The organism is Amycolatopsis sp. NPDC050768 (assembly GCF_040654155.1).
In the GTDB taxonomy this organism is placed as follows: Bacteria; Actinomycetota; Actinomycetes; order Mycobacteriales; family Pseudonocardiaceae; genus Amycolatopsis.
In genome coordinates this window covers 990,377-1,007,540 of record NZ_JBFAHL010000001.1, presented here as the reverse complement: position 1 = coordinate 1,007,540, position 17,164 = coordinate 990,377, and the positions used below count along the sequence as shown (strand labels likewise).

Sequence of the window (17,164 nt, the reverse complement as noted above, 5' to 3'; positions counted from 1 at the left end):
CCATGCCGGAGAATCCCGATACCCACGTCTACCGCACTTACGACCGGGTCCTGGAAGAGTCGCGGCCGGCTCGGCGGCGCAACCACCCCACGGCGAGCGGCAACCCCAACGACTGGTGGCCGCACCGCATCGACTTGAGGACCTTGCACCGCAACCAACCCGCCGACAGCCCGCTGGACCCGGATTTCGACTACGCCGAGCAGTTCGCGACGGTGGACCTCGACGAGCTGGCGCGTGACGTCGACGAGGTGCTGACAACCTCGCAGGACTGGTGGCCCGCCGACTTCGGGCATTACGGCCCGCTCGTGCTGCGCATGGCCTGGCACGCGGCGGGTACCTATCGCGTCAGCGACGGCCGAGGCGGTGCGAGCGCCGGGATGCAACGCTTCGCCCCCTTGAACAGCTGGCCCGACAACCGAAACCTGGACAAGGCGCGCCGGTTGTTGTGGCCGGTGAAGAAGAAATACGGGCGCGGGATCTCCTGGGCGGACCTGATGGTCTTCGCCGGCAACCGGGCACTGGAGTCGATGGGCTTCAAGACCTTCGGCTTCGGCGGCGGCCGGGCCGAGGTGTGGGAGCCCGACGAGACGTACTGGGGGCCGGAACGCAAGTGGTTGGCGGACGACCGGCACAGCGGCCGCCGTGACCTCGACGAGCCGCTGGCGGCCAGCGACATGGGCCTGATCTACGTCGACCCGCAGGGCCCCGCCACCAACCCCGACCCGGTACTCGCGGCCCGCGACATCCGGCAGACGTTCCGGCGGATGGGCCTGAACGACGAGGAGACGGTCGCGCTGATCGCCGGCGGCCACAGCTTCGGAAAGACCCACGGGCTGCTGGACCCGGCCGTGCACCTCGGCCCCGACCCCGAAGCCGCGCCGCTCACCGCGCAAGGCCTGGGCTGGGCGAACGAACACGGCACCGGCAAGGGCCCCGACACCACGAGCAGCGGGCTGGAGGGGATGTGGACGCGCACGCCTGTCACGTGGGATCACACGTTCTTCGAGACGCTGTTCGAGTACAAGTGGGACGTCGAGCTCAGCCCGGCCGGGCTGTGGCAATGGATCCCGGCCGACGGCCAGGGTGAGGGCACCGTGCCGGACCCGTACGACCCGGACGAGAAGCACCACCCGGTCATGCTCACCACGGACCTGTCCCTGCAGGAGGATTCGGCCTACGAGCGGATCTCCCGGCGGTTCCTGGAGCACCCGGACGAGTTCGAGGACGCGTTCGCGCGGGCCTGGTTCAAACTGACGCACGTCGACATGGGCCCGATCCAGCGTTATCTCGGGTCGCTCGTCCCGGCCGAGCGGCTGATCTGGCAGGACCCGGTGCCGGAGCCGGACCACGAGCTCGTGGGCGCCGACGACGTCGCCGCCCTCAAGCGCGAGCTTCTCGAATCGGGCCTGACGGTCGCGCAGCTCGTCTCGACGGCGTGGGCCTCGGCGTCGACTTACCGCGACAGCGACAAGCGAGGTGGCGCGAACGGGGCGCGGCTGCGGCTCGAGCCGCAGTGCGGCTGGGCGGTCAACGAGCCCGAGCAGCTGGATGTCGTCCTGCCCGTGCTGGAGGCGATCCGGGAGCGGTTCAACGCCTCGCAGCCGTCGGGCACACGGATCTCGATGGCCGACTTGATCGTGCTCGGCGGGTGTGCCGCGGTGGAACACGCCGCCGCGGCCGGCGGCCACGTCGTCGACGTCCCGTTCCGCCCCGGGCGCACCGACGCGACGCAGGACTGGACCGACGTCGAGTGGTTCGATGCGTTGCGGCCCCTTGCCGACGGCTTCCGGAACTACCTCGGCGACGGCTTCTGGATGTCGCCGGAGCACTTGCTGGTGGACCGGGCGAACCTGCTGACCTTGACCGCGCCCGAGCTGACCGTGCTGGTCGGCGGGTTGCGCGTGCTCGGAGCCAACCACCGGCGGTCCCCGCTGGGTGCGTTGACCTCGGCGCCCGGGACGTTGACCAACGACTTCTTCGTCAACCTGCTGGACCTGGGGACGGAGTGGGCGCCGAGGCGGAACGCGGACATCTGGACGGTGGTCTACGAAGGCCGAGACCGCGGCACCGGTGAGGTGAAGTGGATCGCGAGCCGGGTCGACCTCATCTTCGGATCGAACTCCGAGCTGCGGGCGCTCTCGGAGGTCTACGCGAGCGAGGACGCCGGCGCGAAGTTCGTGCGGGACTTCGTGTCCGCCTGGGTCAAGGTCATGGAGCTCGACCGGTTCGACCTGCGCTGACCCCGACCGGGGCTCCTCAGCCCCGGTACTTGTGCACCTCGCACACGCAGTACATGAGCCGGCAGGTGAAGCACGCGGGCCGGTCGACGCACGAGATGCAGGGCCCGCAGTGCACCGGCTCGGTGTGCCGTGCGAGATCGCCGGACTCGTAGGAATCCCCGCAGTTGAAGCACGGCAGGCGCTCGATTTCGTTGTCCTGCTGGGGGATCGACGACTGGCTCATCACGTCACCTTTCGCTGTTTGCCCTTGACCGGGGTGCGCGGCTTTCCTGCGCGCGCGAAGGCGCCCGCCCGGTGATCGAGAGGCCTCGATCACCGGACGGGCGGAAGGGGGACTGTCGGGATGTCACCCCGGGTCTCGCATCAGTGGTGCACTCGTTGTCACAGGGAGAACGTGATCAGCGCGGCACCGTGACCCTGGCCGGACATGCCGGGGACGATGCCTTCGAGCCAGCCACCCCAGCCGACCGGCACCGAGATGTACTGCTTGCCGTCAAGGGACCAGGTCGACGGGCTGCTGTGGTGACCGCTACCGCACTGGAAACTCCAGAGCTTCTCACCGGTCTCGGCGTGCAGCGCCATGAACTCGCCCGCCGGCGTGCCGGCGAACACCAGGTTGCCCGCGGTGCTCAGGGTCGAAGCGGCCATCGGGAATGGGAGCCGGTAGCGCCACTTCTCTTCACCGTGGGAGTCGAACGCGCTGACCGACCCGGCCATGTTGTCGACGTCGACCTCGACGGCGGCACCCCAGTAGGGCATGCCTTCCTTGAACTCGCGACGACGGCGGGTGGCCGTGGCGCCCACGTCGGCGACCGGAACGTAGAACAGGTCGTGCTCCGGGTTGTACGAGGCGTGCGTCCACTCCTTCGCACCGGCGGGGCCGGGGTAGAAGTGGCAGGGCTCGCCTTCCTTGTCCGGGTACTTGCGCGGGGTCACCTTGCCGTCGCGGGTGATGACGCCCCAGTCGATCCGGTCGACGAACGGCGTGACGTGCTGCAGCTCGCCGTTGGTGCGGTCGAGGACGAACATGTACCCGTTCTTGTCGAAGTGGGCCAGCAGCTTCTTGCCGTCCCGCTCGAACAGGGTCATCTCCATTGTGGAGTCGTAGTCCCACAGGTCGTGCGGCGTGAACTGGTAGTGCCACTTGATCTCGCCCGTGTCGACGTCCAGCGCGACCACGCTGTCGGTGTAGAGGTTGTCCCCTTCACGGACCTCGCCGTCGAAGTCGGGAGCCGGGTTACCGGTGCCCGCGTAGTACAGGTTCAGGTCGGGGTCGAACGTTCCGGTGACCCAGTGGTTCGCACCGCCGCGCTGCCAGGCCTCGCCGTCGGCTGGCCAGGTCTCCGAGCCGGGCTCACCCGGCTTCGGCACGGTGTAGGTGCGCCAGCGCCGCTCGCCGGTCTCCAGGTCCCAGCAGTCGATGTGACCGCGGACGCCGTACTCGCCACCGGCGGAACCCGTGATGAGCGTGTCCTTGATGACCAGCGGAGCGATGGAAGCGCTCTCTCCCGCGCGCACGTCGCCGATGGTCTTCTGCCAGACCTTCTGGCCGGTGGTGGCGTCGAGCGCCACCAGCTGGGCGTTCTGGGTCACCATGTAGACCTTGCCGTTGGCCACCGCGCAGCCGCGGTTGACGTTGGCACAGCACAGGGTCACGTCGATCGGGATCGCGTGCTTGTAGCGCCACAGCTGCTCGCCGGTCCTGGCGTCGAGCGCCCAGAGCCAGCCGTCCCAGCCAGTGACGAACATGACGCCGTCGATCATCAGCGGGCTGGCCTCGAAGGCGTAGGTCGACGTCGAGGCGATCATCCCCGTCGCGCTCGCCTGGTGGATCCAGGCGACCTTCAGGTTCTTGACGGTGTCGACGTTGATCTGGTCGAGCAGGCTGTGCCGCTTGCCGTCGTAGTCGCCGTAGTAGGTGAGCCAGTTCTGGGCTTCGTTGCGCGCGTCGAGGATGCGCTCGTAGTTGACGCCGCGCGTCACGTCCGGCGCGCTGTGCGGCAGGTTCGAGAGCTTGTTGTGGTTGAACGCCTTACCGGCGTCGATGTATTCGAGGGTCATGGCGAGTCCTGCCTTTCTACGGCCGGGGCTGGGCGGGTCGGTCGAGCTTGGCTTCCGGCGGAACCTCACCGGACACGACGATGGCGCCCTGCAGGCCGCGACCCTCGTCGTTGCCGGCCGGCGAGCCGTACCAGTAGCAGCCCGGACCGTCCAGCTCGAGCGTCGCGCTGCCCTTCGAGTGGTTCAGCAGACCGATGAACTGCCGGTCGCCGTTGCTGGGCAGCAGGCAGGCGTGGGTGTTCTTGTCGTCGTTGATGATCGTCAGTTCGAGGATGCCGGCGTGCGGCATGATCAGCACCCCCGGCTCCCACGCCATCGCGTCCTCCGGGATCCGGATGGTCCCTTCCATCGTCCCGTCGGGACGCTCGGTCGCCTTGGCGATCGTGCCGGTGCCGAGCACGGCACCGATGGTTGCCTTGTTCTGTCCGCTGAGCTCGGCCAAGAGATCTTCACGATCCTGGGTAGCCGTCATCGGACTTCACCTCCTCGTCAGCAAAAATGAAACTTCTGACAGATTTCGCGGATACACTTCACCTACACGAAAGCGCCGGCTCGTCGGCGGCGAGATCGCGTAATTTCTCAAGTGCCACACCACAATTGGCTCTGCGCGGCGGTTACAGGCGTTGGCCGGTTCCGAATTCCGCTTCGACCCGAGCGCTGATTTCCGAGCCTGTAACGAGTTTGAACTCTACCTCCGCGCAAGGGGTTCCGATATGCGTCACCACAGATCGGCCAGACTCCGCCGTTCTCCCGACGAGAGGTACCGTTCGTGCACTGCGCCAACGGTGTTCTGGGGCAAGGAAAACCTTGTCAAGCCCACGAACGGGGCCATCAGATCTCCAGCGCTCGGCGCACCGCGGGGGTGTTCCGCCGGGAAACCGGCACCATCGTTTTCGCCTGGTCGTCCATGACGAGGAACAACTCGCCCTTGTACCGGCGCTCGACTTCCCTGATGCGACTGAGGTTCACCACGTACTGGCGGTGCACGCGCAGGAAACCGGAATCGCCCAGCTCGGTCTCGAGCTTGTCGAGGCCCGGCGAGGCGGATCGCAATCGTCCCTGGTCGGTGGACAGCCACACGTCACTGCCGTCCGATTGTGCGAATGAGACCTCGGGGAGCCGCAGCAGGACCATGCGGTTCTCGCGCGTCGCGACCATTCGGTGCGGTTGCGCGCGAAGGGGACTGTCGCCTCCGGCCCGGGGTAGCGGATCGCCTTCGGACACTCCGAACGAGACCAGGGTGCCGACCAGGTGCCCGGACAGGAATACCGGCCGGATGCTGATCGAGGTCGGCTCGCTGGAGAGGCGGGTGAAGATCTGCGTCGAACCGGTCCAGTCACGGTTGCGGGCGGCCTGCTTGGCGGCGTACCGGGTGGCCCGGATGAACTCCGGTAGCTCCGGCTTCCACCGCACCGAAGGATCGGGCGCCGGCGTGGAGCCCGGGATACCGAGGAGCACGCCCGCGGTGTCGTCGGCGAGCACCACCTTGCCGGCGGGATCCACGGCGGCGAGCGCCGCGATCGAGCGTGACCTGGCGTGGTTGAAGGCGGCCATCAGTTCGGCACCGTCGTCCTGGGCGCGCTGGCGCAGGATGCGCTGCGTCATCGTGGCGGCGTTGCCGAGCCAGGCACCCGTCGACGCGGGAGGCTCGCTGCGCCAGCACGAGATGTTGAGGACCGCGACCGGTTCCCTGGTCACGACGTCGCGGACCGCCACACCCGCGCAGGTCCAGTCGTGGAAGGCTTGGCACCAGTGCTCCGCACCGCGGATCAGCACGGGGGTGTAGGACATCAGCGCGGTACCCATGCCGTTCGTGCCGGTCGCGCCCTCCGCCCAGCAGAACCACGGCGCCAGGTTGGCCTCGGCGGCGACGGTGCGCGTCGCCTGGTCGCCCCACTGGGCCAGGACGCGGCCGGAGGCGTCGGTGATGGTCACGATGCCGCCGATGCTGCTGACCTCGCGGGCCAGCGAGGCGGCGCGGAAGCCGAGTTCGGCGATCACGACGTCGTGCTCCAGCGCGTGGTCGACTTCGGCGACGGCTACGGGGGCTTCGGTGAGGTACGGGTCGACCCGGTACTGGTCCCGGCACCGCTGCCAAGAAATCGCTATCTCGGGCCGCACGCCACGCAGGTCGTCCTCGCCCCGCACGAACCGCTCCCACGCCCCCTGTACCGTGGCGTCACCGCAGCTGCGAGAGGTCGGGTCGAGCCGGCGTACCTGTGTCATCTGAGACCGCCTTTGGTCTGGTGCCACCCCGGACGGCACCCCAGCGCCGGGGTGCCGATGACCGCTCGGGTGCATCCCGACGTATCGGGCCGCACCGCGTAGCTTCGCCGCCGTCGCAAGCTAAACTCTCCACTGATTAGAGGGCAAGCAGACTGTGCTGACTGTGGGCGGAAGACCAACGAACGGTCGCGCTGCGGCGATTATCGGTTGTCATCCGCCCATCAACGGTCACCCGGTATCGGCTTCGATGATCGGCGTTCCGTATTTGGAACAAGATCATTTGTGGTCCACTGCCTGTTGGTGAACGGCGTATTTTGTTGTGGCTTTCCACAAAAGCCCTCGACGAGGCCGCCGGAGACAGGGTTTTCGTTCTGACCAGGGGGAACCACGGGGACCGGCCCGGCTGACTCCGCCAAATGATGTTGTGCCATAAGGTGTTTTCCTGTTGCCGGCACTGCCCGTTTTGGCGGTTGTTCCGCCGGGTTGCGCCGTTGATCCGGCGGCGCCGAGCTGGTCGTGTTATGTCTACAGCTAAGTGGCTGAACGACGCGAAGCTGTCTTGAAATGCTCGCGTCATCGCGTTAGTTTGTAACTTCCGTCACTGCCCGGTGGTCCCCTCTGGCCCCGGCGTGCCTGGCGACAAGGAGGTCGCGATGACCGGGAGAGTGCCGCCGCTGGCGATCGGGCCGAGCAGGCCGAGCGGACGTGACCAGGTGACGGGTGGCTCCCTGGTGACCACTTCGTCGAGAGAAGTGGCTCGCGCCTGGGAAAGTTTTGCCGGGGGCGAAGACATCGAAACGGGCGTCCGGCCTGAGATCCTCGCGTCCTGGTACCGCTGCCGCGATCGGTACGAGGTGGATCGGAGGTTGGACGTCGCTCCGGGAGCGCTGGGCGACGACTCCCCGCGTATCGACAACGGCGTCATCTTCACCGCGCTCGGCGGCCTCGGTGCGATGGCCGGTCAGGAAGTGGAAGAGGATGGCGCCGTCGTCACCGTCACGGACGGGGACGGGCGAGTCCTGGGGGCCTGGGGTGATCCCTCCGCGCAGCGGCGGGCCGAGCTGCACAACCTCGCTCCGTGGTCGTCGTGGTCGGAGGAGTGCACCGGCACGAACGGGATGGGGACCTCGCTCGAGGTGTCCGGCCCGGTCACGGTGACCGGGCCGGAGCACTGGTGCGAAGCCTTCCACCAATGGGCCTGCGCGGGCATTTCCATCCGTGACGTGGTGACCGGCGCGCCGGTCGCGTCGATCAACATCTCGCGGTGGAACGCTTCGCTGTCCAAGCTCGTGCCGTCGTGGCTGACAACAGCAGTCTCGTGCGTCGAACAGGAGATTTACCGGCGTGCCGTCTACGAGGCGGACAAGGTGATCTCCGAGTTCAACAAGAAGTGTGCCCAGGCCAATGGTCCGTTCATGGCGATGGACCGGGGTGGAAACGTGATCACCGCGAACGAGGCCGCCGTCGCGTTGCTCGGGTTGGCCGGCGAAACCACCATCGTCGCGGGCGCGATCGAGCCGGCGCAACGCTGGATGCCGGATATCTCAGGGCTTCCTGAGGTGGTGCGGTGGGCCAAGGAACGGGCACAGGGCAGTACACAATGGAGCGGCTACGCGTACCTGCCGGTGAGCCCGGGGGAGGAAGCGACTCCGGTGACCATGCGGCCCGTTGTCGACTCGAACCACGTGGTGGGCATGCTGTGCGTGTTCGGCGTGCAAGAGGGCGAGCCGTACGAGAGCACTTCGGAATCGGACGTCGGCCCGCTGCCCCGGCGCGTGATCGGGATGCGCAACGACCGTCTGGTTCTGCTTGCCCCGTCTGAGATCCGCTACGCCGAGGCGGACCGGAACATCGTCTGGCTGGTCACGGAACGGGGGAGGATCCAAGCCGCGACTCGTGGCCTGGAAAACGTCGAGCGCTTACTGACGCCCTACGGGTTCAGCCGGGTGCACCGGCGTTTTCTGGTCAATCTCCGCCGGGTGGCGGAACTGGAGCGGGGGATCAAGGGTGAGCTCTTCCTGATCATGGATTCCCGCTCCCACGAGTTCGTTCCCGTGTCGCGACGCCACGCGCCGGAGCTGCGGCGGTTGCTCGGCGTCTGACCGAAACCGGTCCGCGCCAAGGGAATCACCGCTGGGCGCGGGCGGAGAGGGCCTGTGCCTGGCGGCGCAGGCCCTCCACGGCGTGCGCCGGATCGTCGGCGGCGTAGACGGCCGAGCCGGCGACGAAGCAGTCGACGCCGGCCTCGGCGGCCTGTTCGATCGTGTCGGTGTTGATGCCGCCGTCGATCTCCACGACCAGGTTCAGGTGGCCGGTGTCGACCATCCTGCGCGCCTTGCGGACCTTGTCGAGCACGTCCGCGATGAACTTCTGGCCGCCGAACCCGGGCTCCACGGACATCACCAGCAGGGTGTCGTAGTGCTTGAGCACGTCGACGTACGGTTCCAGGGGTGTGTTCGGCTTGATCGCCAGCCCCGCCTTCGAACCCGCGGCGCGCAAGTCCTTCGCGAGCTTGACCGGATCGTCGGCGGCTTCGACGTGCACGGTCACGTTGTAGGAACCCGCTTCCGCGTAACCGATCGCCCAGTGATCCGGGTTCTCGATCATCAGGTGGCAGTCCAGCGGTAGGTCCGTGGTGGCCAGCAACGACTGCACGACCGGCAGGCCCAGGGTCAGGTTCGGCACGAAGTGCGCGTCCATCACGTCCACGTGCAGCCAGTCCGCTCCGCGGCCTGGTTTTCCTTGCACGGCAGCGACTTCGTCGGCGAGCCGGGCGAAGTCGGCGGAGAGGATGGACGGCGCGATCAAGGGCTGGTTCGACACGCCGTCAAGCGTAAAGCAGCGTGGGTCGATGGGTGGGTATTTGTTGTGCGCATTGGGGGATTGTGTTTTTGCATGTGGTGGAGTGTTGCCGGTTTTCGGGTGGGTGGGGAATTGTTGTGGGGGTTAGTGGCTGGTCTGTTGGTCGGCGGGTTCGCCGTCGGTGGGTTGTGAGGAGATCGTTGTGCGGTTGCAGGTGGCGTTGGATGTGTTGGATCTGCCGGCGGCGTTGACGTTGGCGAATCAGGTGGCTGAGCATGTGGACATTTTGGAGTTGGGGACGCCGTTGGTGAAGTCGGCGGGGATCGCGGCGGTGAGTGCGATCAAGGCGGCTCATCCGGACAAGCTGGTGTTCGTGGATTTGAAGACCGCGGATGCGGGTGAGCTGGAAGCGGCGCTGGCGTTCGAGGCCGGCGCGGACCTGGTGACGGTGATGGGTGCGGCTGATGACGACACTGTGCGCGGTGCGGTGGCGGCGGGTCGTAAGTACGGCAAGCAGGTCGTGGCGGACATGATCACGGTGGTGGAGGGCCGGGTCGCGCGGATCCGGGAGGTCTCGAAGCTGGGTGTGTCCTTTGTGGAGATCCACGCCGGTCTGGACGAGCAGGCCCGCCCCGGTTACACGATCGACACCCTGCTGGAAGACGGCCGCCTCGCCGGTGTCCCGTTCTCGATCGCGGGCGGGATCAAGATCGACACGATCGGCGCGGTCCGCGACGCGGGTGCGACCGTCGCCGTCGCCGGGGGTGCGATCTACAACGCCGCCGACCCGGGTGCCGCAGCGAAGGAACTCAAAAAGCGCGCCACCGCCTGACCGAACCCACTCGCTGTGTGCCGGGCACCGGCTCGGCACACAGCGAAAAAGACCCGATATCACATTTTCTAATTTGGCCGGAATGTGCCGAGTGAGAATTATCAGGAGTGCGCGTCCATGGCAGCAAACGGATCGATCTCCCGTTCCCGCGCGATCGAATCAGCCGAAGAGCTTGTTCGCTTGACCACCAAGCGACTCCCCGAAGACTGGACCGAGTTGGACCGGCGTGCGGTGGACACCGCCCGCGTGCTGGCGGCGGACGCGGTCGAGCACTGCGGGAGCGGGCACCCCGGCACGGCCATGAGCCTCGCGCCCGTCGCCTACGCGCTGTTCCAGCGGGTCATGCGGCACGACCCCGCCGACGCGCAGTGGCTCGGCCGGGACCGGTTCGTGCTGTCGGCCGGGCATTCGAGCCTCACCCTGTACATCCAGCTGTTCCTCTCCGGCTACGGCCTGGAGCTCGACGACCTGAAGGCCCTGCGCAAGTGGGGTTCGCTGACCCCTGGTCACCCCGAGTACGGGCACACCAAGGGCGTGGAGACCACCACCGGCCCGCTGGGCCAGGGCCTGGCCACCGCGGTCGGGATGGCCATGGCCGCCCGCCGCGAGCGTGGCCTGTTCGACCCGGACGCCGAGCCGGGCAAGAGCCCGTTCGACCACCAGGTCTACGTGATCGCCTCGGACGGCGACATCGAGGAGGGCGTCACCTCGGAGGCTTCGTCGCTGGCCGGCACGCAGCAGCTCGGCAACCTCACGGTGATCTACGACAGCAACGAGATCTCCATCGAGGACGACACCCGCATCGCGCTGTCCGAAGACACCGCCAAGCGCTACGAAGCGTATGGCTGGCACGTCGTCACGGTCTACGGCGGTGAGGACGTGACCGGAATCCTGGCGGCGATCGAGCAGGCCAAGGCCGAGACCGCCCGCCCGACCCTGATCGTGCTGCGCACCGTGATCGGGTACCCGGCCCCGACCAAGATGAACACCGGCAAGGCGCACGGTGCCGCGCTGGGCGCAGACGAGCTCGCCGCGGTCAAGCGCGCCGTGGGCCTGGACCCGAAGCAGAGCTTCCAGGTCGACGACGACGTGCTGCGCCACACCCGTGAGGTGGCCGAGCGCGGGCGGGCCGACCACGAGAAGTGGCAGCTGGAGTTCGACGCCTGGGCGAAGAGCAACCCGCAGCAAAAGGCGCTGCTCGACCGCATCAGCAGGCGCGCGCTGCCGGCCAGGTGGGCCGACGATCTGCCCACCTGGCAGCCCGACGCCAAGAGCGTCGCCACCCGCAAGGCGTCGGCCGCGGTACTGGCCAAGCTCGGCGCGGTGCTGCCGGAACTCTGGGGTGGGTCGGCGGACCTGGCCGAGAGCAACAACACCACGATCAAGGGCGCGGACTCCTTCGGCCCGGTCGAGATCTCCACCAACGCCTGGCAGGCCAACCCCTACGGTCGCACGCTGCACTTCGGTATCCGTGAGCACGCGATGGGTTCGATCCTCAACGGCATCGCGCTGCACGGCGGAACCCGCCCGTACGGCGGTACCTTCCTCATCTTCAGCGACTACATGCGCCCGGCGGTGCGCCTGGCCGCGCTGATGCGGCTGCCCGTCATCTACGTGTGGACGCACGACTCGATCGGCCTCGGCGAGGACGGCCCGACGCACCAGCCCGTCGAGCAGCTGGCGTCCCTGCGCGCCATCCCCGGGATGTCGGTGGTCCGCCCGGCCGACGCGAACGAGACCGCATACGCCTGGAAGGCCGTGCTGGAGGACACCGCCGGCCCGGCCGGGCTGGCGCTGAGCCGCCAGGACCTGCCGACGCTGGAGGGCACCTCCGCCGAGGGGGTGGCCCGCGGCGGTTACGTCCTCGCCGAGGCTTCCACGGGGCGGCCCGAGGTGCTGCTGGTCGGTACTGGTTCCGAGGTGCAGTTGGCCGTGGCGGCCAGGGAGGTGCTCGAGGCCGAAGGGGTGCCCACCCGCGTCGTGTCGGTGCCGTGCGTGGAGTGGTTCGACCGGCAGGACCGGTCCTACCGGGACAAGGTGCTGCCCCCGTCGGTGCGCGCGCGGGTGGTCGTCGAAGCCGGTATCGCGCAGCCGTGGCACCGGTTCGCCGGCGACGCGGGAGAAATCGTGTCACTGGAGCACTTCGGTGCTTCGGCCGACTTCAAGACCCTGTTCAGCCAGTTCGGCATCACCACCGAGGCCGTGGTCGAAGCGGCCCGGCGGAGCGTGCGCGCCGCGCGGCCGTGAATTCGTTGTCCTACTTGAGTTGTGGAGGAAGATCTCGGTGACGCACTCGATTTCGAAGAAGCTCGACACCGGCGTGTTCGTGGACGCAACGCGAGCTGTCATCGGCGAAGTCGACCGGGTGAGCGCGGGGGTGCAGTCCCCGTCCTGGATCCGGGCCGGCGCGTTGTTGCTCAAGGCTCCGGCCGTGTTCACGATCGGCACCGGGCGCAGTGGGCTGGCTCTGCAGATGGCCGCGATGCGGTTCATGCACCTCGGGCTCCCCACCCACGTCGTCGGTGAGGTGACCGCGCCGGCGATCGGCGCGCGCGACGTCCTCGTGGCGGCGTCGGGCTCGGGGACCACGGCGCGCGTGGTGCGGGCCGCTCAGACCGCCCGTGACCAGGGCGCGGACGTGATCGCGCTGACCACGGCGGCGGAGTCACCGCTGGCCAAGACCGCGACCGAAGTGCTGATCATCCCGGCCGCGGACAAGCAGGACTTCGACGGCGCCGCCTCCGTGCAGTACGCCGGCAGCCTGTTCGAACAGTCCGTGCTGCTGACCACCGACGCGCTGTTCCACGCGTTGTGGAAGACCAGCGGGAGCCAGGCCCGCGAACTGTGGCGGCTGCACGCGAATCTCGAGTGACCGCAACGCAGGTGCCGCGATCTCACTGTCCTGATGCTACAGACGAGAAGAGGAGTTCGAGATGCAGTATCAGACTGAGGTCGAAGCGCGGACTTGCGTTGACATCCACACTTTGGAGGCGGTGGCGCTGGCCGCCACCTGCCGCGCCGCGGTGGCCAGCTACGCCTGGGTGGGCCGGCACGACCAGAAAGGCGCCGACGCGGCCGCGACCGCAGCGATGCGGGCGGCGCTGGCCGACGCGCCCGGGCGCGGGACCGTCGTCATCGGGGAGGGCGAGAAGGACGACGCCCCCATGTTGTTCAACGGTGAGGTCGTCGGCAACGGCCACGGCCCGGACTTCGACATCGCCGTCGACCCCCTTGAGGGAACGTCGTTCTGCGCGAAGGACCTGCCCGGTGCGCTGGCCACGATCGCGTTCGGCGAACCGGGCACGCTGTGGTCACCCGGGCCCGGGTTCTACATGGACAAGATCGTGGTGCCCGCCGCGGCGAAGGACGTCATCGATCTCGACGATCCCGCCGAGGTGACCTTGGCCAACGTCGCCAAGGCGCTCGGCAAGCAGGTCAGCGAGCTGCGCGTGGTCATCATGGACAAGCCGCGGCACAAGGACCTGATCGCCCGGGTGGTGCGGGCCGGCGCTGCCGTGCAGACCCCGGCGGGCGGCGACGTCGGGGGCAGCCTCGCGGTGCTCCTGCCGACGCTCGATGTCGACCTGCTCATCGGAGTCGGCGGCACGCCCGAGGGAGTGCTGACCGCCGCCGCGGTCCGGGCACTGGGCGGCGGGATGCTGGGCCGCCTGGCCCCGCAACGCGCCGACGAAGCGGACGCCATCCGCGCCGCGGGCATGTCCCTCGACCGCGTTTACGAGTGTGCCGAGCTCGTCACCGGCGACGCGTTTTTCGTCGCCACCGGCGTCAACGGCGGGCCGCTGGTCGGGCGGCCGCGCACCGGCGCCGGGGCGACCATCACCGAATCGCTCCTGATTTCCCGGGGCCAGGTTCGCCACGTAACACACACCACCTTCGACTGACTTCCCGGCTGGTTCGCGCTCAACGCGAACCCCGTTGACCATCGAGATCAAGGAGACACGGTGACGTTGCACCTGGACGACCTCGGCGTTCGCCGCCTCGGCGAGTGCCGTTACGACTCGCCGTTCTCCGAGATGCTCTCCACCAAGCAGACCTCTCCGCACTACGTCGCGGAAGGCGACCGGGTCCTGCTCGAGGACACCGTTTCCATGCTCGCCGAGCACAGCCTCCCGCCCGGCCAGGTGCCGAGTTTCGAAGCCGCCGGTCCTCGGCGGAAGATCTATTTCGACCCTCCGCGCGTGACCGCCGGCATCGTCACCTGCGGGGGGTTGTGTCCCGGGCTCAACAACGTCATCCGCGGTCTCGTGCAAGAACTCGCGGTGCACTACAAGGTCAAGCGAATTCTGGGTTTCCGCAACGGTCTCCAGGGCCTGACGGAACAACACCGCTACGACACCGTCGACCTGACGCCTGATCGCGTCCGCGACATCCACAACGCCGGCGGTACCATCCTGGGCAGCTCGCGCGGCGGCCAGGACGCCGACGAAATGGTCGACAGCCTCGTCCTGCGCGGCGTCGACATCATGTTCGTCATCGGCGGCGACGGGGGGATGCGCGCGGCGACGTTCCTCAGCAAGGCGATCCGGGCGCGTGGTCTGGACATCGCGGTCATCGGAGTGCCGAAGACGATCGACAACGACCTGCCCTTCACCGACCAGTCATTCGGGTTCCAAAGCGCGTTCGCGCGGGCCACCGACTTCATCACCGCGGTCTCCGTCGAAGCCGCGGCCAGCCCGAACGGCGTCGGGATCGTGAAGCTGATGGGCCGGCACTCGGGTTTCATCGCCAGCTATGCCGCGTTGTCCGCCAACGCCGCGGACATCGTCTTGATCCCCGAGATCCCGTTCGCCCTCGAGGGAGCGGACGGCCTGCTGGCCCACGTGGAGCAGCGCGTGAGAGCCAAGGGTTTCGTCGTCATCGTCCTCGCCGAGGGAGCGGGCCAGGACCTCCTCGAAGAACACGGCCTGCCTCAGCTCAACGGCCGCGACGCATCCGGCAACGTCAAACTCGGCAACATCGGGGAACTGCTCAAGGAGCGCATCACAGCACACCTGCTGTCCGTCGGCCTGCCCCCCACAATGCGCTACATCGACCCGAGCTACGCGGTCCGCAGCATCGCCGCCAACGCCTACGACGCCGTCTACTGCCTGCGGCTGGCCCATGCCGCGGTGCACGCCGCCATGGCCGGCCACACCGAGGCCGCCGTCGCCCGCTGGCGGCGCCGCTTCGTCCACGTCCCGCTGTCCCTCATGACCAGCCGCCGCAACCAGGTCGACCCCGACGGTGACCTGTGGATGTCGGTTCTCGAAACCACCTGCCAACCGGCTGAGTTCGGTTCGGCACCGGACCGGGTCCGGGTGCGCTCGGGGTTCTGCTGACGTTCCGGGCAGGTCGAAGTTCGGGAGGCCCTGCCTGGCCTGCCGAACGCGGCGTCGATCCGGCGTGGGCGCGGGCGGCGTTCAGCGCTGAAACCTCACCCCTGTACGGAGCCCGACGCCGACCACGTCGGGGAGTCCACCGCGGAGTATTCCTCGCCTTGGCCGTCGAGGCGGCGCATGCGGCGGGAGGCGCGTTCGGCGAGGACGGTGGGGTCCAGAGGGGGCACGAAGGCGTTGTCCACCACGGTGTATTCGGCGGCGAGGCGGCCGATGGGGGCGATGGCGCCGAAGTCGATGCGGCCGTTGACGTAGAGGTCGTCGCGGACGTAGAAGTTGACGACTTCGCCCCAGACGATGTGGTGGAGGCCGTCGGGGGCGGAGAAGATCTGGTCCACTTTGCACTCGAGGGCGACGGGCGCGTCCTTGATGCGTGGGGGTTTCACGAGACCCGAGGCGACCTTTTCGACGCCCACCGCGTCGAACTCGTCGACGTCGGGTTCGAACTCGGTGGCGCTGCGGTGCAGGGCGAAGGCTTGGGGCAGCGTGGCCATGTTGGTGACGAACTCGCCCGTGTCGCGGATGTTGACGAAGCTGTCCTTGAGCGTCGCGCCGTCGGATTTCGGTTGGATGGACAGGGAAACCTTGGGCGGTTTGCGGCCGACGCAGGTGAAGAACGACACGGGCGCGAGGTTGCCGACGCCGGACGTCGACTCCGTGCTGATCCATGCGATGGGGCGCGGGATGATGCTGCCGATGAGGAGCTTGTACGCGGACTTCGCGTCCAGGCCTGCGGATTCGATGTTCATTCAGTCCCCCAGCAGTGCGACGGCGCCGTACCAGACGGGGCCCGGGTTGAGGCGCTCTGGGTGCAGGCGCAAGATTTCGTCGTAGAACTCGCGGGCGGTCGGTTTGGTTTCGAGCAGGCGGATGACGTCGAGCAGGTAGGCGCGCGTCTGGTCGATGGTGAGCGGGTCGTCGGGCAGGTCCTTGTTCTTGTGGCCGGCGACGACGGCGCGCGGCTTGAGTTCGGCGATCCGGTCGAGCGCGCGGAGCCAGTCCTGCAGGCCGCCGTCGCCGCCTTCGAGGATGTACTGGTGGATTCCGTTGTAGACGGTGTCGCCGGCGACGACGAGGCCGAGGTCCGGCACATGGAGCACGGAGGTGGCGTCGGTGTCGGTGTGGCCGACGTCCACCGCGCGCACGACGTGGCCCTCCAACAGGAAACCGTCTTCGGGGATCGGTTGCGCCAGCACGGGTGACGGCGGGATGCGGCCGGGGAAGTCGAGATCCCACATCTGAGCGCGGCCGTCGGTGGCCTGCTTGTGCATCACGTCGATGGTGCCGGGGGTCGCGTAGACCTGGGCGCCGGGGAACCGGCCGAGCAGCTCGGCGGTGCCGAACCAGTGGTCACCGTGGCCGTGGGTGGCGAAGATGTGGCGCAGGCGTTTGCCGCTGCGGGCGACCCAGCCGGCGACCTCGCGGATCTGGAAGTCGAGGAACGGCGGGTCCACGAGCACGGCGTCTTCGGCCCCGGTGATGAGCGTGGTGGAGACCGGCGAGGAGATGATCGGCTCGCCCGTCGGAAGGGTCTGGCCGCGCTCGCGTCTGGCGCCGGCGGTGACCAGGACGTCGTAGGACAGGGTGGTCATGGGGTTCGCCCTCTC

At 68.1% G+C, this 17,164-nt stretch carries 14 protein-coding genes; 7 read left to right on the top strand and 7 right to left on the bottom strand.

Annotated elements, in window-relative coordinates; genetic code table 11:
- Window positions 1–2: 2 nt before the first annotated feature.
- Window positions 3–2,240, top strand: a complete 2,238-nt coding sequence (katG, locus tag AB0H62_RS05165) for a catalase/peroxidase HPI (RefSeq protein ID WP_360584219.1) — start codon at window positions 3–5, stop codon at window positions 2,238–2,240.
- Window positions 2,241–2,256: 16 nt separating this feature from the next.
- Here the strand turns inward: katG and AB0H62_RS05160 are convergent, their stop codons facing one another.
- The 4 genes from AB0H62_RS05160 to AB0H62_RS05145 form a co-directional block, all read right to left on the bottom strand.
- Window positions 2,257–2,463 (bottom strand): recombination activating protein 1, encoded by a 207-nt coding sequence (locus AB0H62_RS05160; RefSeq protein WP_360584217.1) that lies wholly within the window; start codon window positions 2,461–2,463, stop codon window positions 2,257–2,259.
- A 158-nt stretch (window positions 2,464–2,621) separates the two neighbouring features.
- A complete protein-coding gene (locus tag AB0H62_RS05155) occupies window positions 2,622–4,301 on the bottom strand; it encodes a PQQ-dependent dehydrogenase, methanol/ethanol family (RefSeq protein WP_220245700.1) in 1,680 nt (559 codons plus the stop codon).
- A 16-nt stretch (window positions 4,302–4,317) separates the two neighbouring features.
- Window positions 4,318–4,773 (bottom strand): MSMEG_3727 family PQQ-associated protein, encoded by a 456-nt coding sequence (locus AB0H62_RS05150; RefSeq protein ID WP_220245701.1) that lies wholly within the window; start codon window positions 4,771–4,773, stop codon window positions 4,318–4,320.
- A 359-nt stretch (window positions 4,774–5,132) separates the two neighbouring features.
- The gene (locus AB0H62_RS05145) at window positions 5,133–6,527 is read right to left on the bottom strand and encodes a LytTR family transcriptional regulator DNA-binding domain-containing protein (RefSeq protein WP_360584214.1); all 1,395 of its coding nucleotides are present in this window, start codon (window positions 6,525–6,527) and stop codon (window positions 5,133–5,135) included.
- Window positions 6,528–7,192: 665 nt separating this feature from the next.
- Here AB0H62_RS05145 and AB0H62_RS05140 point away from each other — a divergent pair.
- Entirely contained in the window at window positions 7,193–8,629 is a 1,437-nt protein-coding gene (locus AB0H62_RS05140) for a LytTR family transcriptional regulator DNA-binding domain-containing protein (RefSeq protein WP_360584212.1), read from the top strand.
- Between the two features lie 25 nt (window positions 8,630–8,654).
- Here the strand turns inward: AB0H62_RS05140 and rpe are convergent, their stop codons facing one another.
- The gene (gene rpe / locus AB0H62_RS05135) at window positions 8,655–9,350 is read right to left on the bottom strand and encodes a ribulose-phosphate 3-epimerase (RefSeq protein ID WP_255638594.1); all 696 of its coding nucleotides are present in this window, start codon (window positions 9,348–9,350) and stop codon (window positions 8,655–8,657) included.
- Window positions 9,351–9,531: 181 nt separating this feature from the next.
- On the opposite strand from rpe, the gene hxlA reads away from it, so the two are divergent.
- The 5 genes from hxlA (at window position 9,532) to AB0H62_RS05110 (ending at window position 15,500) form a co-directional block, all read left to right on the top strand.
- Window positions 9,532–10,161, top strand: coding sequence for a 3-hexulose-6-phosphate synthase (gene hxlA / locus AB0H62_RS05130; RefSeq protein ID WP_360584210.1), 630 nt, complete (start codon window positions 9,532–9,534; stop codon window positions 10,159–10,161).
- 117 nt (window positions 10,162–10,278) lie between these two features.
- Entirely contained in the window at window positions 10,279–12,408 is a 2,130-nt protein-coding gene (gene tkt, locus AB0H62_RS05125) for a transketolase (protein ID WP_360584208.1), read from the top strand.
- Window positions 12,409–12,445: 37 nt separating this feature from the next.
- The gene (gene hxlB, locus AB0H62_RS05120; protein ID WP_360584207.1) at window positions 12,446–13,033 is read left to right on the top strand and encodes a 6-phospho-3-hexuloisomerase; all 588 of its coding nucleotides are present in this window, start codon (window positions 12,446–12,448) and stop codon (window positions 13,031–13,033) included.
- Window positions 13,034–13,094: 61 nt separating this feature from the next.
- Window positions 13,095–14,063 (top strand): fructose-bisphosphatase class II family protein, encoded by a 969-nt coding sequence (locus AB0H62_RS05115; RefSeq protein WP_220245707.1) that lies wholly within the window; start codon window positions 13,095–13,097, stop codon window positions 14,061–14,063.
- Window positions 14,064–14,123: 60 nt separating this feature from the next.
- Window positions 14,124–15,500, top strand: coding sequence for an ATP-dependent 6-phosphofructokinase (locus tag AB0H62_RS05110; RefSeq protein WP_220245708.1), 1,377 nt, complete (start codon window positions 14,124–14,126; stop codon window positions 15,498–15,500).
- A 95-nt stretch (window positions 15,501–15,595) separates the two neighbouring features.
- Here AB0H62_RS05110 and AB0H62_RS05105 read toward each other — a convergent pair whose 3' ends face one another.
- Both AB0H62_RS05105 and AB0H62_RS05100 read right to left on the bottom strand, forming a co-directional pair.
- Entirely contained in the window at window positions 15,596–16,306 is a 711-nt protein-coding gene (locus AB0H62_RS05105) for a flavin reductase family protein (RefSeq protein ID WP_360584204.1), read from the bottom strand.
- A complete protein-coding gene (locus AB0H62_RS05100) occupies window positions 16,307–17,149 on the bottom strand; it encodes an MBL fold metallo-hydrolase (protein WP_360584202.1) in 843 nt (280 codons plus the stop codon). It abuts the gene before it with no gap.
- Window positions 17,150–17,164 lie beyond the last annotated feature (15 nt).

Coding starts and splice junctions, on each gene's coding strand:
- AB0H62_RS05155 (WP_220245700.1), bottom strand. CDS start 4,301: ATGACCCTCGAATACATCGACGCCGGTAAGGCGTTCAACCACAACAAG.
- katG (WP_360584219.1), top strand. CDS start 3: ATGCCGGAGAATCCCGATACCCACGTCTACCGCACTTACGACCGGGTC.
- AB0H62_RS05100 (WP_360584202.1), bottom strand. CDS start 17,149: ATGACCACCCTGTCCTACGACGTCCTGGTCACCGCCGGCGCCAGACGC.
- tkt (WP_360584208.1), top strand. CDS start 10,279: ATGGCAGCAAACGGATCGATCTCCCGTTCCCGCGCGATCGAATCAGCC.
- AB0H62_RS05105 (WP_360584204.1), bottom strand. CDS start 16,306: ATGAACATCGAATCCGCAGGCCTGGACGCGAAGTCCGCGTACAAGCTC.
- AB0H62_RS05160 (WP_360584217.1), bottom strand. CDS start 2,463: ATGAGCCAGTCGTCGATCCCCCAGCAGGACAACGAAATCGAGCGCCTG.
- AB0H62_RS05115 (WP_220245707.1), top strand. CDS start 13,095: ATGCAGTATCAGACTGAGGTCGAAGCGCGGACTTGCGTTGACATCCAC.
- AB0H62_RS05145 (WP_360584214.1), bottom strand. CDS start 6,527: ATGACACAGGTACGCCGGCTCGACCCGACCTCTCGCAGCTGCGGTGAC.
- AB0H62_RS05150 (WP_220245701.1), bottom strand. CDS start 4,773: ATGACGGCTACCCAGGATCGTGAAGATCTCTTGGCCGAGCTCAGCGGA.